The 24,772-nt window shown below is 67.5% G+C and carries 26 protein-coding genes; 15 read left to right on the top strand and 11 right to left on the bottom strand.

Features of this window, described 5'->3' with window-relative positions; all coding sequences use genetic code 11:
* Positions 1–59 precede the first annotated feature (59 nt).
* From RVF83_RS08965 to RVF83_RS08955, 3 genes are all read right to left on the bottom strand, one after another.
* The gene (locus RVF83_RS08965) at positions 60–1,220 is read right to left on the bottom strand and encodes a hypothetical protein (RefSeq protein WP_005200280.1); all 1,161 of its coding nucleotides are present in this window, start codon (positions 1,218–1,220) and stop codon (positions 60–62) included.
* Positions 1,221–1,234: 14 nt separating this feature from the next.
* Entirely contained in the window at positions 1,235–1,768 is a 534-nt protein-coding gene (locus tag RVF83_RS08960; protein ID WP_005200282.1) for a helix-turn-helix domain-containing protein, read from the bottom strand.
* A gap of 115 nt (positions 1,769–1,883) precedes the next feature.
* Positions 1,884–3,224 carry a DUF445 domain-containing protein gene (locus tag RVF83_RS08955; RefSeq protein ID WP_039881050.1) on the bottom strand — a complete coding sequence of 447 codons (1,341 nt, stop codon included), beginning with the start codon at positions 3,222–3,224 and terminating at the stop codon, positions 1,884–1,886.
* Positions 3,225–3,265: 41 nt separating this feature from the next.
* On the opposite strand from RVF83_RS08955, the gene RVF83_RS08950 reads away from it, so the two are divergent.
* Genes RVF83_RS08950 through RVF83_RS08940 form a run of 3 tightly spaced genes read left to right on the top strand, consistent with a single transcriptional unit; the run spans position 3,266 to position 5,744 of the window.
* A complete protein-coding gene (locus RVF83_RS08950; protein WP_174351911.1) occupies positions 3,266–4,066 on the top strand; it encodes a TetR/AcrR family transcriptional regulator in 801 nt (266 codons plus the stop codon).
* Entirely contained in the window at positions 4,063–4,896 is an 834-nt protein-coding gene (locus tag RVF83_RS08945; protein ID WP_005200287.1) for an SDR family NAD(P)-dependent oxidoreductase, read from the top strand. The genes RVF83_RS08950 and RVF83_RS08945 overlap by 4 nt, the downstream gene beginning before the upstream one ends.
* The gene (locus RVF83_RS08940; RefSeq protein WP_005200290.1) at positions 4,893–5,744 is read left to right on the top strand and encodes a polyphosphate kinase 2 family protein; all 852 of its coding nucleotides are present in this window, start codon (positions 4,893–4,895) and stop codon (positions 5,742–5,744) included. The genes RVF83_RS08945 and RVF83_RS08940 overlap by 4 nt, the downstream gene beginning before the upstream one ends.
* A 37-nt stretch (positions 5,745–5,781) precedes the next feature.
* Here the strand turns inward: RVF83_RS08940 and RVF83_RS08935 are convergent, their stop codons facing one another.
* A complete protein-coding gene (locus RVF83_RS08935) occupies positions 5,782–7,023 on the bottom strand; it encodes a benzoate/H(+) symporter BenE family transporter (protein WP_005200292.1) in 1,242 nt (413 codons plus the stop codon).
* Positions 7,024–7,085: 62 nt separating this feature from the next.
* Between RVF83_RS08935 and RVF83_RS08930 the strand changes: the two genes are divergently transcribed.
* Both RVF83_RS08930 and RVF83_RS08925 read left to right on the top strand, forming a co-directional pair.
* Entirely contained in the window at positions 7,086–7,616 is a 531-nt protein-coding gene (locus RVF83_RS08930; protein ID WP_005200293.1) for a helix-turn-helix domain-containing protein, read from the top strand.
* Between the two features lie 149 nt (positions 7,617–7,765).
* Positions 7,766–8,719 (top strand): hypothetical protein, encoded by a 954-nt coding sequence (locus RVF83_RS08925; protein WP_005200295.1) that lies wholly within the window; start codon positions 7,766–7,768, stop codon positions 8,717–8,719.
* A gap of 150 nt (positions 8,720–8,869) precedes the next feature.
* Here the strand turns inward: RVF83_RS08925 and RVF83_RS08920 are convergent, their stop codons facing one another.
* The 4 genes from RVF83_RS08920 to RVF83_RS08905 form a co-directional block, all read right to left on the bottom strand.
* The gene (locus RVF83_RS08920) at positions 8,870–9,631 is read right to left on the bottom strand and encodes a hypothetical protein (RefSeq protein ID WP_005200297.1); all 762 of its coding nucleotides are present in this window, start codon (positions 9,629–9,631) and stop codon (positions 8,870–8,872) included.
* A gap of 245 nt (positions 9,632–9,876) precedes the next feature.
* Positions 9,877–10,794 carry a 3-hydroxybutyryl-CoA dehydrogenase gene (locus tag RVF83_RS08915; protein ID WP_005200299.1) on the bottom strand — a complete coding sequence of 306 codons (918 nt, stop codon included), beginning with the start codon at positions 10,792–10,794 and terminating at the stop codon, positions 9,877–9,879.
* Between the two features lie 142 nt (positions 10,795–10,936).
* Positions 10,937–12,232 (bottom strand): isocitrate lyase, encoded by a 1,296-nt coding sequence (aceA, locus tag RVF83_RS08910; protein ID WP_005200301.1) that lies wholly within the window; start codon positions 12,230–12,232, stop codon positions 10,937–10,939.
* 472 nt (positions 12,233–12,704) lie between these two features.
* A complete protein-coding gene (locus tag RVF83_RS08905) occupies positions 12,705–13,448 on the bottom strand; it encodes a hypothetical protein (protein WP_005200302.1) in 744 nt (247 codons plus the stop codon).
* Positions 13,449–13,541: 93 nt separating this feature from the next.
* Between RVF83_RS08905 and ramB the strand changes: the two genes are divergently transcribed.
* On the top strand, positions 13,542–14,972 hold the full coding sequence (gene ramB, locus RVF83_RS08900; RefSeq protein WP_005200303.1) for an acetate metabolism transcriptional regulator RamB: 1,431 nt from the start codon (positions 13,542–13,544) through the stop codon (positions 14,970–14,972).
* A gap of 3 nt (positions 14,973–14,975) precedes the next feature.
* On the opposite strand, the gene RVF83_RS08895 is transcribed toward ramB, so the two are convergent.
* Complete coding sequence (locus tag RVF83_RS08895; RefSeq protein ID WP_005200304.1) at positions 14,976–16,379, bottom strand: lipase family protein; 1,404 nt, start codon at positions 16,377–16,379, stop codon at positions 14,976–14,978.
* Between the two features lie 409 nt (positions 16,380–16,788).
* Between RVF83_RS08895 and RVF83_RS08890 the strand changes: the two genes are divergently transcribed.
* The gene (locus RVF83_RS08890) at positions 16,789–18,078 is read left to right on the top strand and encodes a lipase family protein (protein WP_005200305.1); all 1,290 of its coding nucleotides are present in this window, start codon (positions 16,789–16,791) and stop codon (positions 18,076–18,078) included.
* A 31-nt stretch (positions 18,079–18,109) separates the two neighbouring features.
* On the opposite strand, the gene RVF83_RS08885 is transcribed toward RVF83_RS08890, so the two are convergent.
* The gene (locus tag RVF83_RS08885; RefSeq protein ID WP_005200306.1) at positions 18,110–18,574 is read right to left on the bottom strand and encodes a MaoC family dehydratase; all 465 of its coding nucleotides are present in this window, start codon (positions 18,572–18,574) and stop codon (positions 18,110–18,112) included.
* A 25-nt stretch (positions 18,575–18,599) separates the two neighbouring features.
* On the opposite strand from RVF83_RS08885, the gene RVF83_RS08880 reads away from it, so the two are divergent.
* The 8 genes from RVF83_RS08880 (at position 18,600) to RVF83_RS08845 (ending at position 23,868) form a co-directional block, all read left to right on the top strand.
* Complete coding sequence (locus RVF83_RS08880; RefSeq protein ID WP_005200308.1) at positions 18,600–19,136, top strand: carboxymuconolactone decarboxylase family protein; 537 nt, start codon at positions 18,600–18,602, stop codon at positions 19,134–19,136.
* 13 nt (positions 19,137–19,149) lie between these two features.
* On the top strand, positions 19,150–19,818 hold the full coding sequence (locus RVF83_RS08875; RefSeq protein ID WP_005200310.1) for a class I SAM-dependent methyltransferase: 669 nt from the start codon (positions 19,150–19,152) through the stop codon (positions 19,816–19,818).
* A gap of 28 nt (positions 19,819–19,846) precedes the next feature.
* Positions 19,847–20,665 carry a class I SAM-dependent methyltransferase gene (locus tag RVF83_RS08870; RefSeq protein ID WP_005200312.1) on the top strand — a complete coding sequence of 273 codons (819 nt, stop codon included), beginning with the start codon at positions 19,847–19,849 and terminating at the stop codon, positions 20,663–20,665.
* A complete protein-coding gene (locus RVF83_RS08865; RefSeq protein WP_005200315.1) occupies positions 20,662–21,006 on the top strand; it encodes a cupin domain-containing protein in 345 nt (114 codons plus the stop codon). Before RVF83_RS08870 ends, RVF83_RS08865 begins: the two co-directional genes overlap by 4 nt.
* A 36-nt stretch (positions 21,007–21,042) precedes the next feature.
* Entirely contained in the window at positions 21,043–21,708 is a 666-nt protein-coding gene (locus RVF83_RS08860; protein WP_005200317.1) for a helix-turn-helix transcriptional regulator, read from the top strand.
* A gap of 83 nt (positions 21,709–21,791) precedes the next feature.
* Positions 21,792–22,271 (top strand): hypothetical protein, encoded by a 480-nt coding sequence (locus RVF83_RS08855; protein ID WP_005200319.1) that lies wholly within the window; start codon positions 21,792–21,794, stop codon positions 22,269–22,271.
* Positions 22,272–22,276: 5 nt separating this feature from the next.
* A complete protein-coding gene (locus RVF83_RS08850) occupies positions 22,277–22,996 on the top strand; it encodes an ABC transporter ATP-binding protein (protein ID WP_005200322.1) in 720 nt (239 codons plus the stop codon).
* Positions 22,993–23,868: an ABC transporter permease gene (locus tag RVF83_RS08845; RefSeq protein WP_005200324.1), complete on the top strand. Its 876-nt coding sequence runs from the start codon at positions 22,993–22,995 to the stop codon at positions 23,866–23,868. Before RVF83_RS08850 ends, RVF83_RS08845 begins: the two co-directional genes overlap by 4 nt.
* Here RVF83_RS08845 and RVF83_RS08840 read toward each other — a convergent pair.
* Positions 23,789–24,673 (bottom strand): DNA-3-methyladenine glycosylase family protein, encoded by an 885-nt coding sequence (locus RVF83_RS08840; protein ID WP_005200326.1) that lies wholly within the window; start codon positions 24,671–24,673, stop codon positions 23,789–23,791. The genes RVF83_RS08845 and RVF83_RS08840 overlap by 80 nt on opposite strands.
* Positions 24,674–24,772: the final 99 nt, after the last annotated feature.

Here is a 24,772-nt window from a genome sequence, read left to right as displayed (position 1 = left end):
CGCCCCGATTGCCGCAGCAGCCCACGACGCCACGCACGGGCGGAACGTGCGCGCAGTGATCAGTCGGCGCGCGGAGTGGCCTTCTTGGCGGGTGTTTTCTTGGCGGGGGCCTTCTTCGCGGTCGTCTTCTTGGCTGCGGTCGCCTTGTTCGCCGCGGCGGCCTTCTTCGCGGCCGGCGTCTTCTTGGCGGCCGCCTTGGTCGGCGTGGGCTTCGTCGCCTTGGCGGGGGCGGCCTTACGGGCCGGGGCCTTCTTGGCCGCAGCCCGTTCCGCGGCACCCTTCACCGCAGCAGCCTTCTTCGCCGGTGCCGTCTTCGCAGGGGTCGTCTTGGCCGGGGTCGTCTTGGCCGGAGCCTTCTTCGCCGCCGCCTGCTTGGTCGGTGCCTTCTCGGCGGGGGCCTTCGCGGCCGGGGCCTTCTTCGCAGGCGCCTTCTTCGCGGGAGCCTTGTTCGCCGGGGCCTTGTCCGCAGGAGCCTTGTCCGCAGGAGCCTTGTTTTCAGGAGCCTTGGTGACCGGGGTCGCCTTGGCGGGGGCCTTGGTCGCCGGGGCCGGAGCCGGCGCCGCAACGGCTCGCACCGGTGCGTCGGCGCTGGCGTCGCGGACCGTCCCGTCGGGAGCGCTGCCGTCGGCCAGCCCGGCCAGCCGGAGCGCACGCTCACCCACCGCGCGCGTCTGCTCGGAAATCGTCCCCAAAGCCTCTTCGGTGAGACCGACGGCGTCGCTGTAGACCTTCTCCAGCTTCGGCAGATTCTCCCCGACGACCGGCTGCGACAACAGCTTTCCGACGGCCTCGTCGCGCCGCTCCGACAGCGACGTCAGCAGCCCGGCCGCGACGGCGAGATAGGCCTCGGCGACCTTACGGAGTTCGTCCGGCGAGAACCGGGTGCGCAATTCCTCGATCTCGGTGGGCAATTCGACCGGCAGCGTCGACAGCTTCGACTTGGCCTCCTCGAAGAGCGCCAGCGCGGTCGCGAGCGCCTCGTCGATCCTCGCCTGCGCGTCGTCCCGGGAACCCGAGATCCTCGCCTGCGTCGAGCCGACCGTCTCGACCAACTTCGACTGGGTGTTCTCGACGGTCTCCGCGAGCTTCGACTGGGTGTTCTCGACAGTCTCCGCGAGCTTGGACTGGGCCTGTTCGCTCGCCGCCTCCCCGCGCTCCCGGACCTCGGCCAGCAAGGCGGCCACCTGTCCCACGGCTGTCGTCAACGGGTTCTCGCTCATTCAGGTCTCCTGCCTCAGTCTTCTCGGAACTCGTCTTTCTCGGAACCAGTCGAGGAGATCGCGTTCTCCTTGCGGAAGGACTCGTAGATCTCCAGCAACATCTGTTTCTGACGCTCGTTGATCGAGTCATCTGCGATGAGAGCATCACGGACCGGGCTCGCGGGGCGTTCTTCGAGAATTCCTGCGCGCACGTACAACACTTCCGCGGACACCCGCAGACCCTTGGCGATCTGGGCGAGGACGTCCGCAGAGGGTTTCCGGAGTCCTCGCTCGATCTGACTGAGGTACGGATTGCTGACCCCGGCACGTTCGGCGAGCTGCCGGAGCGAGACCTTGGCGGCCACCCGCTGGGACCGGATGAAGGCGCCGATGTCCTGCGCCGCATTCGCCACCGCGTCCTGCGCAGCCGTCGCGACGGCCTCCACGGCCTCGACCGCCATCGTCGTGGTGCCGTCACCGTCGTCGGACACCTGATCCGCGGAGTCGCCGGACTCGGCCTCACCGTTTACGACGGCGTCGAGGGCAGCCTCGTCCTTGTCGCGCTTCATCACGCTCCGTTCCAGGGTCGATCGTCTTTCCCAAGTATCGGCTTCACTGCTAGCACGTGCAAGCACACAGCTAATACAGGATGTCGGATCACAGACGGATCACCGGGATTCGGCGTCAATGGAAGATCAGCACCGACGTCGTGTGGATGGCGAGACCGGCGAGCGCACCGACCACGGTGCCGTTGATCCGGATGAACTGGAGGTCGCGTCCCACCTGTAGTTCGATCTTGCGACTCGTGTCGTCGGCGTCCCAACCGCGCACGGTCTCGGTGATGACGGAGATGATCTCCTGCGAGTAGTTCGCGGCGATGTGGTGCGCGACCCGCGCGACCCAGCCGTTCATCTTCTCCTGCAGCGGACGATCGTCGCGAATCCTCGTCGCGAGCTGGATGATCGAGTCCGACAACGTGTTGCGCAGTGTGCTGTTCGGGTCGTCGAGCATCTGCTCGATGACGGCCTTGCCGGTCTTCCAGGCGGTCGACGCCGCGCCGGTGACCTCGTCACGACCCACCAGTTCCAACTTGATTGCCTCGAACTTGGCGATCATCTCGGGATCGTTCTGCAGGTCGTTCGCGAACTTCTCCACGAATTCGTGCATCGCCCGGCGCATTTCATGGTCGGGGTCGGAGCGCACCTTGTAGGTGAACTCGACGAGTTCGCGGTGGATCTTGTCGCCGACGAGAGTGTTGACGAACTTCGGCGTCCACTGCGGGCCGTCCCGGTCGAGCACGCGGTCGATGAGGTCCTGGCTGCCGATCGCCCATTCGTGCGCGCGATCGCAGAGCATCTGGAAGACCGGTTCGAGACGGTCCTCGGCGATGAGCTGTTCCAGGATGCGGCCGGTCGGCGGCGCCCACTGCGGCTCGGCGACCCACTTCAGTGCAGCCTGGATGAGCTGCTCGACGTCCTCGTCGCGCAACATCTCCGACGCGAGTTGGATCGCCCGGGCCGCTTCGCCGGAGATCCGCGGGGCGTTGCGCGGGTCGGCGACCCACGTCGACAGCCGTCGTGGCAGATCGATCTGCTGCGCGCGGTAGACGACGACCTCGGGCGTCATGAAGTTCTCTTCGATGAAGCCGCCGAGTTGGTCGCCGATGTCGTCTTTCTTCTTGCGGATCAGCGCGGTGTGCGGGATCGGGATGCCGAGCGGATGCCGGAAGAGCGCGGTCACCGCGAACCAGTCGGCCAGCGCGCCGACCATCCCGGCCTCGGACGCGGCCTGCACGAAACCGACCCACGCGGCGACGTCTTCGCCGTCGCGGTGCTCGAGATAACGGGTGAAGAGGTAGACGACCGCCGCGAAGATCAGGAAGCCGGTCGCGACCGCCTTCATCCTGCGGAGATCCCTGCGCCGGCCGGCGTCTCCGGCGCTGTCCGCACCGAATCCGGGGGCAGACGGCGCCGAGGGCTTGCCCTCGGGCTGCCCGGCGACTCCTTCGATGAGTGTCGATGCCATGGCACCAGTGTCACCCATCAACCGACTACGCTGGCGTCGTGATGGCCAACCGCCCCAATCCCGCAGCTGCGGCGCGTGCAGCGATGGCGGCTGCGGCCAACGTGACGCGCGGACTCGAACAGGTCCTGACCACCGTCACCGAGACCGGCGCCAAACCGGACGGTCGCAAGCAGCGCTGGGAGAAGCACAAACTCGCCCGCCGCACCGAACTGACCGACGGTGTCATCGCCGCGGTCCGCGAGCTCGGCGCCGATGTCGGCATGGACGAGATCGCCGCCCACATCGGGGTGTCCAAGACCGTTCTCTACCGGTACTTCACCGACAAGAGCGACCTCGGCGTCGCGACCACGGTGCGCTTCTTCGAGAACACGATCTGGCCGCGGCTGACGGAGGCGATCTCCGACGACGTCGACGAGTACACGCTGACCCACACGATCATCGGTGTGTACGTCCACGCGGTCGACGACGAACCGAACCTGTACCGCTTCGCACTCGCCAGCTCGCCCACGTCGTCGCCGGCCCCCGCCGACTCGGTCCGCCTGGTCGCGCAACTGGTCATGAGCAGCATCGTGATGCGCATGACCGAGCGGGGCGCGGACACCACCGGTGCCGAACTGTGGTCACACGCTCTCGTCGGCGGAATCCAGCACGTCGTCGACTGGTGGATGACCAGCCGCACGCTCGACGCCGACCAGGTCGTCGACTACCTGACGATGATGGTGTGGAGCGCGGTCGTGGGCGTCGCCGCCGTCGACGGCTCGCGTGAGGCCTTCCTCGCCTCTCCCCCGCCGCTGACCGACCCCGCGCGCGAGGCACCGTCCGACGCGGCAGGCGGCTCATGAACCGGGTCGCACTCGTGACCGGGGGCAGCCGGGGCGTCGGCCACGGGGTTGCCCGCGCGCTCGTCGAGGACGGCTGGACCACCTACGTCACCTCACGGCACGGCACCGGACCCGACGGTGCCGTCGCGCTCGCGTGCGACCACACCGACGACGCCGCGGTGGCCGCGGTGTTCGACGAGATCGCCTCCTCCAGTGGTCGGCTCGACCTCCTCGTCAACAACGCGTGGGCGGCGCCCAAGGGGTTCGGCGGGTTCTCGGACCCGTTCTGGAAGCGCCCGGTCGACGACTGGGACACCCTGATCGGCGTCGGCCTGCGCGCGCACTATGTGGCGTCTGTACATGCGGCACGCATGATGACCGAGGCCGGCCGGGGGCTGATCACGAACATCTCGTCGTTCGGTTCTCGCGGCCATCTGCATTCGGTGCTGTACGGCATGAGCAAGGCCGCGCTGGACAAGATGGCCGCCGACATGGCCGTCGAGTTGAAGGGCACCGGGGTCAGCGCGATCTCGCTGTGGCTGGGCCTGATCCGCACCGAGCTGTTGCTGTCGCTCGGAATCGACGAGTTCGCCGGTTTCTCGCTGCAACGAGCCGAGGACCCGGAGTTCGTGGGTCGCGTGATCTCCCGCCTCGCGCAGGACCCCGACCTCGCCGCGCACAACGGCCATACCCTCGTCACCGCCGAACTGGGCGCCCGCTACGGGATCGTCAACAACGATGGCACACCACCGGATTCGCATCGCAGCGCATTCGGCGGCGGGCCGCTGTTCCCGCCGCACACCGACGCGGATGTCGTCGATCGAGCAGAGTCGCGAGAGGACGTGTCATGAGCAAAGGCTGGTTCACTCCCGCCGCCGAGGCCCTGCGCGCGTGCGCGGTCGGACCGATCGCCTCCTTCGACCCTGAGTCGACGCCGGGATTCGACGGCGACAAGGAGTCCGGTTCCGAGCTCCTCGCCTCTCGCGGACAGGATCTTGCCGACCTCCAGGAGCTGTTGTACGCCAACGGTCGCTCCGGTGACCACCGCTCGGTTCTGCTGGTTCTGCAGGGTATGGACACGGCCGGCAAGGGCGGCATCGTCCGGCACGTGGGTGGTCTCGTCGACCCACAGGGGTTGAGCATCAAGGGCTTCGGCAAGCCGACCCCTGAGGAACTGCAGCACGACTTCCTGTGGCGCATCCACAAGGCCCTCCCACCCGCGGGACGGATCGGGATCTTCGACCGGTCGCACTACGAAGATGTCCTGCCCGTCCGGGTGCACAACCTCGTCCCGAAGGCGGAGTGGGAGAAGCGCTACGACCTCATCAATCAGTTCGAGTCCGAACTGGTCGCCGGTGGCACCACGATCATCAAATGCTGCCTGGTGGTGTCGAAGGACGAGCAGAAGGCGCGTCTCGCCGAACGTCTCGACCGTCCGGACAAGTACTGGAAGTACAACCCGGGCGACATCGACGAGCGCGCCCACTGGGACGCTTACCTCGAGGCGTACCAGGACATCTTCGAGCTGACCGACAAGGACTCGGCCCCCTGGTTCGTGATCCCCGCCAACCGGAAATGGTTTGCCCGGCTCGCCGTCTGCGAATTGCTCACCACCACCCTCGCCGGCCTCGAACTCGACTGGCCGAAGGCCGATTTCGACGTCGAGGCCGAGAAGAAGCGGCTCGCCGCGAGCGACTGACCTCGATACGCGGCGCCCTCGCTACGCTCGGTCGGCGCTACTCGGCCATCGGAACTGGTGGTTGAGTAGGTGAGGAGCGCTGGCGACGAGCCGTATCGAAACCACCTCGCCGCAACACTGCCCACGACACCAAGCCCACGACGAGCGCCCAGAATGCGCCGCCGATCCCGGCGAAGGTCACACCCGATGCGGCCGTGACGAACGTGAGCGCAGCCGGTATCCGGAACTCGACCGGCTCGAACGCACCCATGATCGACGCCACGAAGGTCGCGAGAAGTGCCAGTCCGGCAACGGCTTCCAGCAATCCCGCGGGCGAGATCGAGGTGATGACCACGAGCGTGCCGGAGAGCGCCGCCAGGACGAGGCTCGTCGACCCGGTGGCGACTCCCGCGATCCAGCGTCGTGAGCGATCGGCACCCGCTTCGGGTCCGGCGGCGAGCGCGGCCGACAACGCGGCCAGATTGATCGCGTGTCCGCCGAACGGTGCACCGATCACCGTCCCGGCGCCGGTCACGAACATCGCGGGACGCCATGGCGTTTCGTAACCGAAGGACTTGAGCACGGCGACGCCGGGCACGTTCTGGGAGGCCATGGTGACGATGTAGAGCGGGATCGCGATCCCGATGACGGCGGCCACGTCGAAGGTCGGAGTGGTCCAGGCCAACCGCGGCCACCACGACTCACCCGCCCAACCGTCGTAGCCGTCGACGACGAGGTTCACCACGATCACGGCCAGAGCCGTCACCAGCGCCAGCGGGAGCGCCCACCGCGCCAGCCAGCGCATGGCGACCAACCACACCACGAGGATCGGGATCGTCGACCAGGGCTGGCCGCCCAGCGACTGCATCGGCGCCAGACACAGCGTGAGGAGCACACCGGCGAGCATCGCCTGAGCGATCGGCGTCGGGATGCGCCCGATCAGTTCGCCGAGCGCCGGCACCAATGCCGTTGCCAGAACCAGCAAACCGACGATCAGGAACGCACCCACCGCCGACGACCAGCTGCCCTCGTACGAGTCGGCCATCGACGCGAGAAGTGCCGCACCCGGCGTCGACCACGCGAGGGTGACCGGCCGCCGGGTCCGCCAGCACAGCAGGATCGTCCCGGCCGCGAACATCACGGTGAGCACCAGCAGACCAGAGGCCGCCTGCACCGGCGTCGCGCCGACAGCCCGCAGGCCGGTGACCACCACGACGAACGACGAGGTGAACCCGACCAGCGAGGTCACGACACCGGCGATGATCGGCTCGGTGCGAGTCGACGGCGCGGTACTGGTCATGGGGCGAGCATAACGGTATCGTTCCGTAAACAGAACACCCGCGAGGATGGAGGGGTGACCAGATGACGGCAGGCGACGAGCGTCGACGCACGGTCGGCGCCCGGATCTCCGCGTTGCGCGAGCAGCGCGGCCTGAGCCTGTCCGCACTGGCCCGCGAGGCCGGCATCGGCAAGGGATCGCTGTCCGAACTCGAAGCCGGACAGCGCAATCCGACACTCGACACCCTCTACGCAGTGGCCGGGCCCCTCGGCGTACCACTCACTGCCCTGCTCGGTGAGGAGACCGGAGTCGAGGGTACGAGCCCACACCTCGCCGCCCGACTCCTCCACGTCGAGCATCACGGCGACGACACCACCACCGAGGTGTTCTGGCTGCACGTCACGCCCGGCGGCGTCCGCGAATCCCCCGCCCACGGTCCCGGCGTGGTCGAGCACATCCTCGTCGCCAGTGGACATCTCGTCGCCGGACGCGTCGGCGAGGAGCGATCCGCCGGCCCCGGCGAGTCCATCGAGTGGATCTCCGACGTCTCCCACACCTACCGCTCCGACGACGGCGCCCTCGCGGTCCTGACGATCCGCTCCCCCTCCCGCTGAGCGCTTTCCCTCCCGCCTGATGAATTCGCTCCCGCGGGCGCTAGCCGATAAGCGGGAGGGAAGGCGTCCCGCGGGACGGAAAGGCTCACGCGGGAAGGCGATGAAATCGACGGGAGCCTAGAGGCGCTCCCGTGCGTCAAAGAAGGGTGATGGTCTATCCACTCGATCAGTACGGTCTCCTCAGGAGGGCCGCCGCGCTCGACGCCGCTATCTCCGACAACGAGCTCGCGGCCGCCGTCCGCCGCCGCGATCTCATACGTCTTGTCCCGGGCGTGTTCGTACCGGCGTCGGCGCAGTTCGACGGGCATGAGGGTGCCCAACGGCTGCACCGGTTCAAAGCGATCGCGGTCGCGACCGTCGGCGATGCCGATACGCAGACGATGCCGCTGAGTCATGCGTCGGCTGCCGCCGTCCACGGTCTGCCGCTCCTCAAACCGGACATCGAGTACGTACATGTGGTGAGCGGAAAGAAGTCGGGTGGCTCGATACAAGGGCATCGCCACGTCCACGCGGCTCCGTTCGGTGACGACGAAATAGTCGAGGTGAACGGCATTCTGGTGACGACCCTCGAACGCACTGCGGTCGACGTCGCGACGAGCGGTACCTTCGCACAGGCGCTGGCTGCGTTCGATCAGGCACTACGATCCGATGCGAGCCCCGAGAAGATCGCACAGATCCTGGCGGATCGTCGACGCCGCGGTGTGCGCGTTGCGCGACGGGCATTGAAACTCGCCGATCCCCTGTCCGAGACCGTGGCCGAATCCTGGAGTCGCGCTCAGATGATCGAAGCGGGTCTACCGATACCGCGACTCCAGCACGAGTTCCGCGGACGCCGCGGCACCTACTATTCCGACTTCGACTGGGACGAGCGGCTCATCGGCGAGTTCGACGGAATGGTCAAGTACGGGCGTCTGCGCAAACCGGGGACCACCATCGTAGACAGAGTGATGCAGGAGAAGCGTCGTGAGGATGACCTGCGCGCTCTCGGCGCCATCGTCGTCAGATGGACGTGGACGGATCTCGAGAAGGGCGCCGTCGTGGGACTGTTGCGGCCTTGGCTCGAGAAGTTGAATCTGGTGCCGTCGAGGCCCATTCCCGCGTGACTGTTTCCCTGCGGCGGGACCGATTCCCTCGCGCTTATGGGCTGGCACCCGCGGGAGGGAATCGGATAAGCGTGAAGGAAACACCCCCGCGCGAACACGACAGCGCCCCCGTCCATTCGACGGAGGCGCTGTGTTCGCTTGCGCGAGTGCTTACTTAGCGGTGGTCGCCTTCTTGGCCGGAGCCTTCTTGGCGGGCGACTTCTTGGCCGGAGCCTTCTTCACGGCGGGAACCGGCTCGTCCTTGGCCTCGGCGACCTTCTTGGCCGGCGATGCCTGGGCGGTGCGGGTCTTGGCCTCGACAGTGCCTGCTGCGCCGTCGATCTCCTTGGCGGCGTCGTCGGCCTGCTCCTTGATGTCACCACCGATCTCCTCGATGGCCACCGCGACGTCCTCGACCTCTTCGCTCACGCGACCGGCCAGCTTGGCGGCGCGCTCACCGACGAGGCGAGTCTGCGAGGACACGACGCCGAGGGCGTCCTCGGTCAGGTCGACAGCGTCGTTGTAGACCTTCTCCACGCGGGTCAGGTTCTCCTGGACGACCGGCTTCTTGCGCAGGCGCTCGAGGGTGGCCTCGCCACGCTCGGCGAGCGTGTTGTAGAAGTCGGTGGCCTTCTCGACGTACGGGTCGGCGAGCTTCTTGAACTCGTCGGCGGTCAGTTTGCCGCGGAGTTCGTCGATCTCGGACGGAACTTCCTCGGAGAGCGACTCGATGCGGGTCTTCGCCGTCTCGGGCAGCTCGGTGATGAGGGCCTTGGTCTCGGTGTAGCGAGCCTCGAGACGCGTCTGGGCGGTCTCGGCGGCGGCCTCGGTGCGCTCACGGAGCTCGGTGAGCTTCTCGGTGACCTGCGTGAAGGCGTAGTCCCCGGCGCCGACGGCGGCGTAGAGCGGGGCGTAATTACGGGTGGTGGTCACTGGTGACTCCTTCTGTTGGCACCAATCGCGCTGCAGCACATGCGGTCTCGCTGATCTCGGCATCATTGCCGGGCGCATGTCGGTTTGTCGTCGGTTCGACGCGATGTCGCAAGCCGCCATGATCTTCCGGCTCGTCACCGCGCGAGATTAGGGAACCGCGGCGCCATCGGTATTGGTGTTTCCGGATCCCAGTATCCACGCTGTGCTAGCAAATGCAAGCATTCTGCTAACACCTGTGGCTCAGCTCACCTTTTCCCGGCGAGAACCCGCTCGTATTCATAGAAGCCGTGACCCGCCTTCTTGCCGAGGCGGCCCGAGGTGACCATCTGCACCAGCAGCGTGGGCGGCGCGTAGAGGGGCTCGCCGAACTCTTCGCACATCTTGTCGGCGATCGCCTTGACGGTGTCCAGGCCCACCAGATCGGCGAGCTTCAGCGGCCCCATCGGGTGGGCGCAACCGAGCATCATGGCCTTGTCGATGTCCTCGACCGTCGAGAAGCCGCTCTCCACCATGCGGATCGCGGAGAGCAGGTAGGGAACGAGCAGCGCGTTGACCACGAAACCCGAGCGGTCGGCCGAACGGATCACCTGCTTGCCGAGCACGTCGTGCGCAAAGGTTTCCGCCCGCGCGGTCACCTCGGGAGCGGTCACCGGTGTGGTGACCAGCTCGACCAGAGGGAGCACGGGTACGGGATTGAAGAAGTGCAGACCGATCACGCGGCCGGCGTTCTGCGTCGCCACGGCCAGCTTCATGATCGCGATGGAGGAGGTGTTCGACGCGAGGACCGCGTGCGGATCGTCGACGATCTTGTCGAGGTCGGCGAAGATCGCGGTCTTGACGACCTCGTCCTCGACGACGGCCTCGCAGACCAGCTGCCGGTCGGCGAAGTCGTTCAGGTCCGAGGTGAACGAGAGGCGGTCGGCCGCCTGGTCACGTTCGCGCTCGGTGAGTTTGCCGCTCGACACCCCGCGGTCGAGTGAGCTGAGTATGCGGGCGCGCCCCGCCGAGAGGAGATCCCGGGTGGTTTCGTAGACCAGTACGTCAGCCTGGGCCCGGGCACAGACCTCGGCGATCCCGGCACCCATCTGTCCGGCTCCGACGACGCCGACTCGGCAGGTCTTCTCGGCGGTCCGAAGGACCTCCGGGGTTCGGCTCGTTGGCATGGTCGGCTCCTGAAAACGCGCGGCACCGGAAAAGGGTGTGGGTATGACGAGCCCGGGGTGAGCGGGTCGGGAGACCTGCTCACCCCGGGTCATCTGTCAGCCACTGATCGAAGTCACACCGTGGTGCGACCGATGTTCATTCCTAGTGGAACTGGCCCTCTTCGGTCGAGCCCTTGAGAGCTGCGGTCGAGGTGTTCGGGTCGACGGTGGTGGCGATGCTGTCGAAGTAGCCGGCGCCGACCTCACGCTGGTGCTTGACGGCGGTGAAGCCACGCTCGTCGGCTGCCTTGAACTCGCGGTTCTGCAGGTCGACGAAGGCGGTCATCTGCTCGCGGGCGTAACCGTAGGCAAGGTCGAACATGCCGTAGTTGAGCGAGTGGAAGCCGGCCAGGGTGATGAACTGGAAGGTGAAGCCCATGGCGCCCAGCTCGTTCTGGAACTTGGCGATGGTGCTGTCGTCGAGGTGCTTGCTCCAGTTGAACGACGGGCTGCAGTTGTAGGACAGCAGCTGGTCGGGGTACTCGGCCTTGACGGCCTCGGCGAACTTGCGAGCCAGTTCGAGATCGGGGGTACCGGTCTCCATCCAGATCATGTCGGCGTAGGGAGCGTAGGACTTCGCACGCTCGATGCACGGCTCGATGCCGTTCTTCACGTGGTAGTAGCCCTCGGCGGTGCGCTCACCGGTGACGAACTGCTTGTCGCGGTCGTCCACATCCGAGGTGATGAGGGTCGCGGCCTCGGCGTCGGTACGGGCGATCACGACGGTGGGGACACCGGCGACGTCGGCGGCCAGGCGAGCCGAGTTCAGGGTGCGGATGTGCTGCTGGGTCGGGATGAGCACCTTGCCACCGAGGTGGCCACACTTCTTCTCCGAGGCGAGCTGATCCTCCCAGTGGGTACCGGCGGCACCCGCGGCGATCATGGCCTTCTGGAGCTCGTAGACGTTGAGTGCGCCACCGAAGCCGGCCTCACCGTCGGCGACGATCGGGACGACCCAGTTGTCGACCGAGTCGTCACCCTCGACGCGGGCGATCTCGTCGGCGCGGAGCAGCGCGTTGTTGATGCGACGGACGACGTTCGGAACCGAGTTCGCCGGGTACAGCGACTGGTCGGGGTAGGTGTGGCCGGACAGGTTGGCGTCACCGGCGACCTGCCAGCCCGACAGGTACACGGCCTTCAGGCCGGCGCGGACCTGCTGCACGGCCTGGTTGCCGGTGAGGGCGCCCAGAGCGTTGATGTAGGAACCGTCACCCTTGGTCACGCCGTCCCACAGGATCTCGGCGCCACGGCGGGCGAGGGTGTGCTCCTCGACGACCGAACCCTGGAGCTGAGCGACCTGCTCGGCGGTGTAGTCGCGCTTGATGCCCTTCCAGCGGGGGTTGGTGTCCCAGTCCTGCTGGATCTCCGCGGCGGTGCGGGGCTTTCCGACGTTGCTCATTGGCTGCTTCGCTTTCGTTGTCCTGCTCGTCTCGACCGGGTCGGATCGGGACGACCGGCCCGGCGCGCCGCCGAGGCCTGGAGTGCTGACAGACATCCGACTTCGTTCCCGAGAGCGTCGTACTCGCGTGTCCGGCATCGGTGTCGGCCGGACTTTGCGAACTCTTGGGCTTTCGTCTGTGGTGCCTGAAGCAAGACTGCCATAGGACAAACCTGCAGGTCCAACCCTCGACGACTGTAAATCCGGGTTATTTTTTGACGGCGGTTTGCAAAGTTTGCAAATCTGCACGTGTGAAGACTGGGGTCGTTCATCGTAAAAAGTACGCGCGTACTGGGATTTCCTACTGCCGAGTACAGCACACTTCTGCGCAGCGGCGCGCGAATTTCCGGGTACCTCGCCTGGCGGAGACGGAGCACATAGTGACGACACTCACACCGATTAGGCGGTCGGTCGGGTCCGCTCGAGTACCGGATCAGGGAGCGGTGACCCGACCGACGGCCGCGTCGAAGAGTTCCGCGAAGGCCGCGGAGTCGACCGGTTCGGTCGGTTCGGGAGGTGGATCAGCGGCCGGGGTCGCAGCTCCCGACACCGTCAACTGGACGGTGACCGGACCGGACGACGGACGGTCCAGGGCGGCGTATCCGGCGAAGCCGATCTGGCGTCGGACACCACCGTCGGGCAGCGTCGTGGTGACCTCGGAACGCGTCAGCAGCATCTGCTCGCCGGCCCCGGGGCCGCCGTCGACCTCCGGTGGCGGGATCTCGGAGTACTCGGTGACCACACGACTGCCGGCGAGGTTGCCGGTGGTGATCTCGGTGGTGGTGCGCGCACAGCGCCCAGTGGTGGCGAGTCGGTCGGCGTCGATGTCGCGTCGCGCCTTGGTGACCAGTTCGACGAGCACCCCGCTGCCACCTCGAGCGGCGAGCACCGCTGAGTTGTCCGCGGTCAGCTCCCCGTTGAGGTCCGCGTCGGCCGTGGGGGCGCAGTACTCGGGGGCGACGCGGGTGGTGCGCGCGGCGTCGATGCCGGCGCGGTTCCCCGCGACCAGGTCGTCGATGGAGAGCGTCTCGGCGGTGAATCCCGGAGGCAGGTCGGATGCCGGGAGCAACAGGTCGGCCGGGGTGCGCGGGGCAGGCGCCTCGGCGGACCCGGTCGAGCACCCGGCGACCGCGATCATCCCGGTCACCAGCGCGAACGCCCCGACCGTCACCCGCATCGGGGTGCGGAGTCGGCCGTCGGGTGAGCGCACGCGGTCACCGTACCCTGTAGAGGATCTTCGATCTGGAATCACCTGTTCTGGAGGTGGCAAGTGAGCAGGACCTACGTCGGATCCCGGCTGCGCCAGTTGCGCTCCGAACGCGGACTGTCGCAGGTGGCCCTTGCACAGACGCTGTCGATCTCCGCGTCGTACCTCAACCAGATCGAGCACGACGCCCGACCGCTGACACCCTCGGTGTTGCGCAAGATCACCGAGGCGTTCGGCGTCGACGCCGGGTTCTTCGACTCCCAGGACGATCTCCGACTCGTCGCCGAACTGCGTGAGGTACTGCTCGACGATGACATCGAGGCCGCGCCGGGCGCGCACGACGCCTCGCAGATCAGCACGATGGTCGCAGCACATCCGGAGATCGCGCAGGCGATGGTCAACCTGCACCGGCGCTACCGGATCGCGACCGATCAGCTCGCCGCGGCCACCGACGAACGCGGCGACCGCAGCATGCGCGGCACGATCAGCGCGCCGCACGAAGAAGTGCGCGACTACTTCTACCAGCGCCGCAACTACATCCATGAGCTCGACATCGCCGCCGAGGAGATGACGAACCGGATGCGTATGCACTCGGCGGACATCCGCCGCGAGATCATGAACCGCATCGAGAACGTGCACGGCATCAGCATCGTGCGTCGCGTCGACCTCGGCGACTACACCCTCCACCGCCTGAACGCCGAGGAGCGCAGGCTCGAGTTCTCCGCCGCGCTCTCCGCCGGACAGCGGACCTTCAAGCTCGCCAGCGAGCTCTGCTACCTCGAGTACCACGACCTGCTCGACGAACTCGTCGACCAGGGCAACTTCACCAGCGAGGACGCCCGGTCGCTGGCGTTGCTCGGACTGGCGAACTACTTCGCGGCGGCGGTCGTCCTCCCTTACAGCCAGTTCCACGGCGCCGCTGAGGATTTCCGCTACGACATCGAGCGACTGTCCGCGTTCTATGCGGTGTCCTACGAGACGATCTGCCATCGGCTCTCGACACTGCAGCGCCCCAACCTGCGGGGCATCCCCTGGTCGTTCGTTCGCGTCGACCGCGCCGGAAATATGTCGAAACGCCAGTCCGCCACCGGTTTCCACTTCTCCTCCAGCGGCGGCACCTGCCCGCTGTGGAACGTCTACGAGACGTTCGCCTCGCCAGGAAAGATCCTCACCCAGATCGCCGAGATGCCCGACGGCCGCAACTACTTCTGGGTCGCGCGGACCGTCGAACGACGTGCGGCGCGCTACGGGCAGCCCGGCAAGACCTTCGCCATCGGCATGGGCTGCGAACTCCGCCATGCCGGGCGGGTGATCTACTCCGACGGCCTCGAGATCGGCCCGCAGGCGCACGTGACCCCGATCGGTGCGGGTTGCCGGGTCTGCGAGCGCACCAACTGTGCGCAGCGGGCGTTTCCGGCGCTGGGTGCGACGCTGCGCGTGAACGAGCATTCCTCGACGGTGTCGCCGTACATGGCGATCACCGAGAACCGTTGATGCTCAGCGACACTCATTCGGGGCCGGGATCCCCTGGAGTCGGCGGTCGAGCCAAGTGGCCACGTCACCGAACGAGGTGAACGCCGCGGTGATGTGCTCGATCGGGTACTCGCGGTAGATCGCGGTCGCTCCGAGCTCGCACTGTTCCTCGAACAGCGCCCGCGCCTGACTCGCGGGAATCCACCATTCGTAGGTGCCGTGATAGATGAACAGCGGCATCGTCGCCTTCAGTCCCGACATCGAGGTGACGTCGAAGATGTGTTCGGCGACCGGCGAATGGAACGGGTCCGGGTCGACCGAGAGCAATTGCGTGGGCACGTGGGAGACGCCCAGTTTGCCCATGTCGCCAGTGCACAGATCGCGCAGTGGCGACGTCGCGAGCCAGCGGGCGGCGTGGTTGGACATCGCCAGGATCTCGGGACGCTCCCGGGCCACGCCCAGCATCGCGGAGTGATATACCCCGGAGGCCAGGTTGGCGTTCATCGCGCCGGCCAGGGCCCGGTAGTCCGCCGGCACGCCACCGATCGCCGCGCCGGCGAAGCGTCCGGCTTGATCGGGTGCGTACGACGAGGCGAGTCTCGACGCGGCGTTGGTCGCGATCGCGCCACCGGAGTATCCGTTCATGACGATCGGCCCCCGGCCGAACTGCTGCGGGTCCAGTTTCGCGGCGGCACGGACGGAATCGAGGACGACGTGGGCGCCCACATACGGTTCGGCGTAGGCCATTCGGGCGCCGGTGTGGTCGGGCACGATCACCGCGTATCCGCGGTCGAGCGCCAGCTGCGTCAACGGCGGGAACAGGTCGGTGCTGTTGGTGTCGTCGTTGTAACCGTGGGAGAACGTGTACCCCGGCGTGCAGGTGGTTCCCAGTGCGACGATGGGCGTGTTGTTGATGACGACCGGCCGCGGTCCCGGACCGTTCCACTGCTTGCGCGGGACGAACAGGGTCGCCGTGCCGAACAGCGGTCCGCCGGTGGCATCGGTGGTGCGGAACTTGACCTGTCGAGCCGAACGCAGGGGCACCGTGACGAGGAAGCCGGCCACCGGCGTCACGTCCCGGGTCGCGATGAGGTCGCCGGGCTTGCGTCCGGCGAGGTCAGCGGGCCAGTGATCGAAGAACCGGTCACCCACCGGCGACGGCATGACCGCCTCACGCAGTTCCTGCAGCTCACGGGAACCGCCCTCGATCTTCGACCGCTGCGGGATGCGCTGGAGTTTCTTGATCGGGGGCGGCGGCACAACCGCGTCGATCTCACCCGGGATGTTCGGCGGGATGGCGGTCAGGTTCGGGGGTTCGGCACTCGCCACGGAGTTTGTGCCGACTCCCCCGACACCGGTGACCAGTGTGGCCGCGGCGACGCCGACGGTCACCATCGCCCGCAGCGTCAGTGGTCGCCACCTGCCCATCGCCAACACTCCTGTCATGCGGGCGATTCCGGGTCAGCTCACCCCAGTGGTCAGCCCGACTCGCTCCTCCGGTCCGGATTCCGTCATGCTAAACGGCCTCACGGGCATCGGCAGGACACACCCCGATCATCGCCGGAGAATCCATCGTCCGGCCCAATTCGGATCACGGTTCGATCTCGAAGAAACGACCATCGGGGCGCCGGACATCGACACCTGGTCGCTTGTCTTAGTGTCGACCGCAGTGAGGCGACGAGGCACTCACACGCTGCGGAGGCACCCGATGGCGACAACCGCGAACGGTCGACGACACCGGACCGGTCGCCGGACGCTGATCTCGGGGATCGCCACCGGACTCGTGGTTGTCTGGTGCGCGGTGGCGCCGGGGTCCGCTCCCGGTGAACCGCCGAACATGATGCCCGTCCCGCCGCCGGTCGCCGAGGCCGTCGACGCGGCCGTGCCACCGCCGCCGGTCCCGCGACTGCGAGACATCCCGCCGCGGGCACGGGCCGCCGGATTCGACCACCGCACACTGGAGTTGCGGGAGGCGCTACTGCCCTCGCCCACCGGTGATCCGTTGTTCGACCGCTGGCCTGCGGACCTGTCGACGATGCGACCGGGTCGGGTCATCGCGGTCCGCGACGTCAGGGCCACCGCGGGTCCGGTCGTCACCGTCCCCCTCCGGTCGGCCACCCTGATCAAGTTCGCCACCACCGATGCGACCGGCGCCCCGATCTTCGGCACCGCGACACTGCTGATCCCGAACCGTCCCGCCCGCGGACCCCGACCCCTGCTGGTCAACAATCTGCCCATCGATTCGCTCGGCGCCGCCTGCACCCCCGGATACACGCTGGCGCACGGCTTCTCGATCGCGACGAACCCCACCGACCTGATCCCGCCCACCACCCAGATCGCCCTGAACGACGGCCATGCAGTCCTCGTCCCCGACCATCAGGGGCCGCGGATGGCGTACGCCGAACCCGTGCTGGCCGGGCATGTCATCCTCGACGCCATCCGCGCCGGCCTGACCGTACGCCCGGAAACGTTGCGGCACAGTCGAATCGCCCTGGCGGGCTACTCGGGAGGTGCAATCGCGACGCACGGGGCGTCGAAGCTGGTCGGCGACTACGCCCCCGAACTGTCCGACCGGATCGTCGGCGCCGCACTCGGCGGGGTTCCCGCGGACTTCCGCATGCTGGTCGGGAGCATGAACGCGAACCTGGCCACCGGGCTGTTCCACGCGGCGACCTTCGGCATCGCCCGCGAACGCACCGAGATCCTCGCGCTGGCCAACCGCCCCGCGCGATGGCTGGCCACCTCACCGCTGAAGAACGTCTGCGTCATCCCCGAGGCACTGGGCGGCGGGACCTTCATGCCGATGCAGCTGATGTCGAGCGACCCGGACCCGTTCCACTCGCCCGTCGCCGAACGCATCTATCGGCTCACCGCGATGGCGGACCGGAAGTCGTTGGTGCCCTTGCTGATCTACCACGGCACCCACGAGTGGTGGATTCCCGCGGCGGGCGCACGCGCGCTCTACCGGCAGCAGTGCGGCTACGGCGCCACCGCCGCCTACCGGGAGATCTTCGGTGAACACCTGACCGGCGCCCTCCTCGGTTTCCAGGTCGCGCTCGACTGGCTGAACAACCGACTGGCCGGCCGCCCGGCCCCGAACGAATGCACGCGGCGCCCGGCCGGTTGAGGCCGAGCGCCGCGAGACGGTCAGGGGCGGATCAGTAGACGAGGACGCGCAGGTTCTCGGCGACGCATGCGGGCTTGGACTCGCCCTCGATCTCGACCGTGTTGGTCACGACCATGTTGACACCCTTGGGGGTCTCCTCGATCGAGGTGATCACCGCGTTGGAGCGGATACGCGCGCCCACCTTCACCGGGTTCGGGAAGCGCAGCTTGTTCATGCCGTAGTTGAGGAAGAGCTTGGGGCCCTCGATGGTGAAGATCTGGCCGGCGAGCATCGGTAGCAGCGACACGGTGAGGTAGCCATGCGCGATCGTGGTACCGAACGGACCCGACTTCGCGCGTTCGGGATCGGTGTGGATCCACTGGTGGTCACCGGTGGCGTCGGCGAATGCATCGATCCGCTCCTGCGTGATCTCCAGCCACTCGCCCGATCCGAGGTCTTCGCCGATCGCCGCCTTGAGCTCCTCGACACTTGTGAACGTTCGTGTGCTGTTAGTCATGGTGGCCGTAGTCTACCGTGGCCCCATGAGCGCACCGCGAGTCTCACCGGGTGGTCTCCGAGATCTCGGACCCTTCAATTTCGCCTTCGCGCGTGGAGCCGCGCGCGTCATCGGCGTCGACGACGCACACATCTTCTCCACGCTCGGCCGGACGAAGGGACTGTTCCGCGGCTGGCTGCACTACAGCGGTCGGCTGATGCCCTTCGGGACGTTGCCGCGCAAGGACTCCGAGATGATCATCATCCGGGTAGCACATCTCCGCGGTTGCGAGTACGAGCTCGATCATCACCGACGACTGGGGCGCCGGGCGGGCATCGGTGACGCCGAGTTCGAGCGCATCCTCGAAGGTCCCGACGCCGGATGGGGCGACCGTGAGCGGGCCATCCTCCGCGCGGTCGACGAACTGGTCGAGAGCAAGGACGTCTCCGACATCGCCTGGGCCGCACTGTCACGGCATCTCGACGATCGCCGGCTGATCGAGTTCACCTTGCTCGTCGGCCAATACGACAGCCTGGCCACGACGATCCACACGCTGCGCATCCAGCGCGACCACCACACCTGACGACGGATGAGTGATGGAGTCGATCAGCCAGCGCCTGATGCGCAACGCCGCGTTCGCCGAGATCTACGAGAACCTCTGGCGGCCGACGTTCACGAGGTTGTTCAGTCTCGGTGGGCGTACCACCGAGGACTACGACCGCGCACTCCGCACCTACCTGTCCCGCCCCGGTGACCGACTCGTCCTCGACGTTGCCTGTGGCCCAGGCAATTACACGCGCCTCATCGCCGACGGACTGACCGGCGACGGACGCTGCATCGGGATCGACTTCTCCGCCCCGATGCTGGCCCGTGCGGCCCGCACCAACGCTGTCGAGCGCGCCGCCTTCCTCCGCGCCGACGCCCACGCGATCCCGTTCGACGACAACACCTTCGACGTCGTGACCTGCCTGGCAGCTCTGTACCTCATCCCCGATCCACTCCCCGTCGTCGACGAGCTGGTGCGGGTCACCAGACCGGGCGGCGAGATCGTCATCTTCACCTCCGTCACGACCGAGGTGACATCACTGCCCGGCGTCCAGCGGGTCGTCGGACTGACCGGCTTTCGTATCTTCGACGAGCACTCCATCACCGACCGCCTGCGCGCCGCGGGCGCGGCCAACGTCGAGCAGACGATCACCGGTCACGGACAGTACGTCCTGGGCGTGAAACCGGGGCCGGTGAGCACTGCCGGGGATTTGCAGTAAAGTCCTCCTCGAAATAGGGAGGTTAGGTATGACTAACGAAACCACGTCCGGGGATCAGCTGCCGTTCGGCCAGCGCAAGACCGAGGACATGCCGGGCCACTGGCTCCTCGCCCGACTCGGCAAACGCGTCCTGCGTCCGGGCGGACTCGAGCTCACCGAGAGCCTGCTCGACGACGCCCGCATCAGCGGCTCCGATGTCCTCGAGATAGCACCGGGCCTGGGCAAGACGGCCACCGCGATCCTCGAGCGATCGCCGAAGAGCTACGTCGGCGTCGACGACGATCCGGACGCCGTCGTCCTCACCAAGGGCGTCATCGGTGAGCGCGGCCGGGTCGTCGCAGGTGACGCGTCGGCCACCGGACTCGATGACTCGAGTACCGACGTCGCCGTCGGCGAGGCGATGCTGACGATGCAGTCCGACCGCAACAAGGCCAAGATCGTCGAGGAGGCGTTCCGTGTGCTGCGCCCCGGCGGCCGGTACGCGATCCATGAGCTCGCGATCAATCCCGACACCCTTCCGGACGAAGAGAAGACCGAGATCCGCAAGTCGCTGGCGCGATCGATCAAGGTCAACGCCCGTCCGCTGACCGAAGCCGAGTGGCGCAAGCTGCTGACCGACGCCGGCTTCGAGGTCACGACGGTCAAGTTCGCCAAGATGGCACTGCTCGAGCCGCGTCGCGTGATCGCCGACGAGGGACTCGTCGGGGCATTGAAGTTCGTCGGCAACGTGATCCGCGACGGCGATGCACGCAAGCGCGTCCTCGCCATGCGGGCGACGTTCACCAAGTACAAGTCGCACATGGCCGCCATCGAGGTCATCGCCACCAAGCCGGAGACCGCGAGATGAGCGACTCGACCGTGATCACCGGCCTCGCCGACAACACCGGCAAGACAGGCGATCGTCCCGACATCTCCGTTCTCTCCCGCAACGACGGCGGCAACGTCATCCGCCTGTCGTTCCTGGCCGGTCAGACGATGCCCGACCATTGCGCCGGCCGCCCGATCCTGGTCATCGGCCAGACCGGCGAGATCGACTTCACCGTCGGGGAATCCACCACCCGCCTCGAGACGGGCGTGGCGATCCACGTGAACGCCAACATCCCCCACGCGCTCGTGGCACGGACCGATGCGGTCGTCACACTGGTGGTGTTGGAGAATCCCACTGGAGAGCAACCCTCCGGGAGCTGAAGCACGCGGGGCGCGTCGAGATCGAGAGGACCAGCCATGGCGACCAAGCAGCGCGACAAGATCATGGCCCTGCTGTCCGAATCGGTCGAACCGATGGTCGCCGGGGAGATCTCGACGCGCCTCGACCTGCACGTGACCACGGCCCGTTTCCACCTCGCCAAGCTGGTCGAGGAGGGGCGGGTCGAGACCACGACCGTTCCGACGCCGGGCGTCGGCCGTCCCCGCGTCGGCTATCAGCTCGTCCGCCGGGCGCCCACCGGCGCACTGCTGGGCCATCTCCTGGGCCAGTTGGGCAGCACGCAGGCCGCTCGTGAACATGCCGGCGCCGAGGCCGGCCGCCTGTGGGCCGAGGAGCATGCGCGCCCGGCGCCGACCGCCGATCTGCCCGACCCGGTGACCGTCGCCTCGGACACTCTCGGCGCGCTGGGATTCGAGGTCTCGAACATCATGAGCGCGTTCGGCTCTCACGAACTACGACTCTGCTCGTGCCCGCTGCAGGACATCGCCCGGACGCACCCCGAGGTCGCCCGAGGAGTCGCCCGCGGCGTCATCGAGCAGGCACTCGCCGCCAGCTCCCCCGCCCTCAGCTCGCAATATGCCGTCACCGTCGCCCCGGACCCGGCAGGCGGCGACTGCGAAATCGTGCTGCGGCTGGCGCCGTTGCGGCGCACCGCAAACCACGTCGAGACCCCACTCAGGTGAGGCTTGCCTTAATTAATTTGAAGGATTAAGTTTCTCCAAAGGCGTTGGCGAACGACCATCGCCGAACAGGAGGGACTCTCGTCATGCATCTCATCCGCAGGATGACCATCACGCTGCTCGCGACGCTCGTGGCCGTCGTCGGGCTCGTCGCGGCCACCGGCGGTGCCTCGGCCGCCAAGACCTTCCCGCCGAACTTCAAGGTCACCACCGACCGCCCGACGCTCGCCGATCTCAACGACATCGTCGAGTTCCTGGTCGAGACCCCGGCGTCGGACCAGGCCAAGGCCGCCAACGTGGAGGGTGGGATGAACGCGGTGATCGTCCCCAAGACGGTGTACTCGCTCGGTCTCTTCCGTGCGCCCCGCGGCTGGAACGAGGTGACCGGTCCGCTGGTCCAGAAGGGCAACAGCGTCACCGCCACGCTCAACAGCGGCTCGGCCGGACGCCCCACGATCCGCATGACCATCGAGTTCAAGAAGCTCGACGGCAACTGGAAGCTCGCGGCGAGCTCGCTGTGCCAGGGCGTCAAGACCGTCGGCCTGAACATCTACTGCAACTCCTAGTAGCCGTGCTCGACATCAGCGGCCTGTCCGTCCGAATGGGCGGGCAGGCCGTTCTCGACGACATCACCACCCGCGTCGACGACGGTGAGCTGGTCTATCTGCTCGGACGCAACGGCACCGGCAAGACGACGCTGCTCCGGACCATCTGCGGCGTCATACCTCCTGCGGCGGGCCGAATCCTGATCGACGGCAAGCGATTCAGCGAACTCGATGCGCCACCCACGGTGATCGGCATGCATCTGGGCACCGACGCCGCCCACCCCGGCCACAGCGCACGGCGCCACCTGACCTGGCTGGCCCGGGCCGGCGGAATCCCGACCGGTCGGGTCGCCGAGGTCCTCGACCTCGTCGGACTCACCGACGTGGCCGGCCGCCGGGTCGTCGACTACTCCCTCGGCATGCGTCAGCGGCTCGGAATCGCCTCCGCCCTCCTGGGCGATGCGCGCACCCTCGTCCTCGACGAGCCGGTCAACGGCCTGGACATCGACGGCATCCGTTGGCTACGCGGGCTTCTCCGAGATCTTGCCGACGACGGCCGGCGTCTGCTCATCGCCTCCCACCACCTCGACGAGGTGGCCCGCACCGCCGACCGCGTCGTCGTGCTGAACTCCGGCCGTATCGCCGCCGACGCGCCGCTGGCCGAATTCGTCGGTGATTCCGCCGATCTCGAGGAGGCCTACCTCGCCACAGTCGGTGGTCAGACCCCCGCAGGAGTCACCGCATGACCGCCACCCTCACGGCCGTCGCGGCACAGATCGGACGCGGCGCACGCGCCGAACTCACCCGCGTCGGCGGTGCACGCAGCATCCTGCTCTACGGGTTGATCCCGGGGGCGGTCCTGCTTCCCCTCGTCATCACCCTCGGCGTCGCCACCGTCGCCGAACGGTTCGCGTCGATCTCGGGGAGCATCCAGGTCACCTCGGTCACCACGACCAACTCGGTCTACTGGGTCATCACCTTCACCGTGATGATCTGGGCCGTCGTCGCGGCCTACGCCCAGGCGACCGCCGAGCGCGGCGCGCTGGGGGAACTCACCCGCCACCTCTACCCGCGCCGCTGGACCGGCCTGGTGTCCCGGTGGATCGCCTACGGTGTCGGTGCCGCGTTGTGCAGCGCCGTCCTGGTCGCGCTGGTGATGGCGAGCCTGCCCACCTTCTTCCCGAAGGTGTACAGCGGCGTCGACATCGGTTCGCCCGAGGGTGTCCGCTTCCTGGTCACGGTGCCGGTCTTCGCGGTGTTCGCGGTCGGGATCGGCATCGGACTCGCGGCGATCATCGGGCATCCGGCGGGAACCGTTGTGGCACTGCTCGGTTGGACGTATGTCATCGAGAACGCGATCAGCCTGGTGCCCGACGGTTACACGCTGCAGCAGTACATGCCCTTCCTCAACGGAACCTTCGGCACCGGACAGGAACTCGCCTTCATGCCCCCGTGGGGGCCCACCGGCGGGCTGCTCTACTGCGGCGCGGTCGCGCTGGTCATCTTCGCGCTCGGTGGTCTCGCACTGTCGTTCCGGTTCAGAAGGACCGGTAGTCGCGCACCGTCATCCGCGGTCCGCGCCGTTCTCGCCGGACGCCGTGCAGCTCGACCATCCTGATGATCCGACGCCGTTGCCCGGCATAGGGTTCCAGTAGTTCGAGCATGCCCGCGTCGTCGACCGGTTCACCGATGAGGGTCAGGCCCACCAGCGTCGGGATGTGATAGTCGCCGACCGACACCGCATCGGTGTCACCGACCGCCCGGGCCCGCGTCTCCGCCTCGGTCCACCGCCCCACTCCCCGAAGGAGCCGGAGACGATCGTGGTGATGTTCGACGTCCATCGCGGTCGCCCCGCGGATCGTGCGCATCCGCACCGGTTCGATGCCGCTGCGATGCCATTCCCACGAGGGGATGTCTGCCCACGCGGCACGCGGCGGCGGAACACGCATCGTGCCGGGTACCGGGCCCGGTGCAGGCTCGCCGAAACGCCGCACCAGGTACCGCCACGCACGGAAGGCCTCCGCCCCGACCACCTTCTGCTCGAGGATCGCCGGTACCAGCGCCTCCCACACCCGGTCGGTGCGGCCGATCCGCAGGCCCGCCGACCGGCGGACGAGTCCGGCGACCACCTCGTCGTGCACCGCCATCGCCTCCGGCTCGTCGGACGCGCCGAGGAAGTCCGGCAACTGCTCGAGCAGCCAGTCGCCGCCGGGTCCCCACGCGCGTCCCAGCACCCGCGAACCGTCGATGCGCAGAGTCACGGTGCCGGGACCGTCGGGGGTCTGCACGGCGCGCCAGATCGACCCGTCGTTGCCGTAGACGAACGTGGGGTCGCCGGCGCCGCGTCGGAGATGGCCGACTGTACCCCGGACGTCGAGCTGCCATGGCAACTCCCATTCCCGGGCACGCTCGTCGGAACTCACCGTTCCGAGCCTAGCCCGCCCCCGCGCCTTTCCGTTTCTCGTCGAATTCTCCGAGAATGCACTCGTCGGCGCGCGTCTTATTCGTCTGTCGTTCAGCGA

This window comes from Gordonia rubripertincta, from assembly GCF_038024875.1.
Classification (GTDB): Bacteria; Actinomycetota; Actinomycetes; order Mycobacteriales; family Mycobacteriaceae; genus Gordonia; species Gordonia rubripertincta.
The sequence above is the reverse complement of the archived record's forward strand: the minus strand, read 5'-3'. Positions and strand labels throughout refer to the sequence as shown.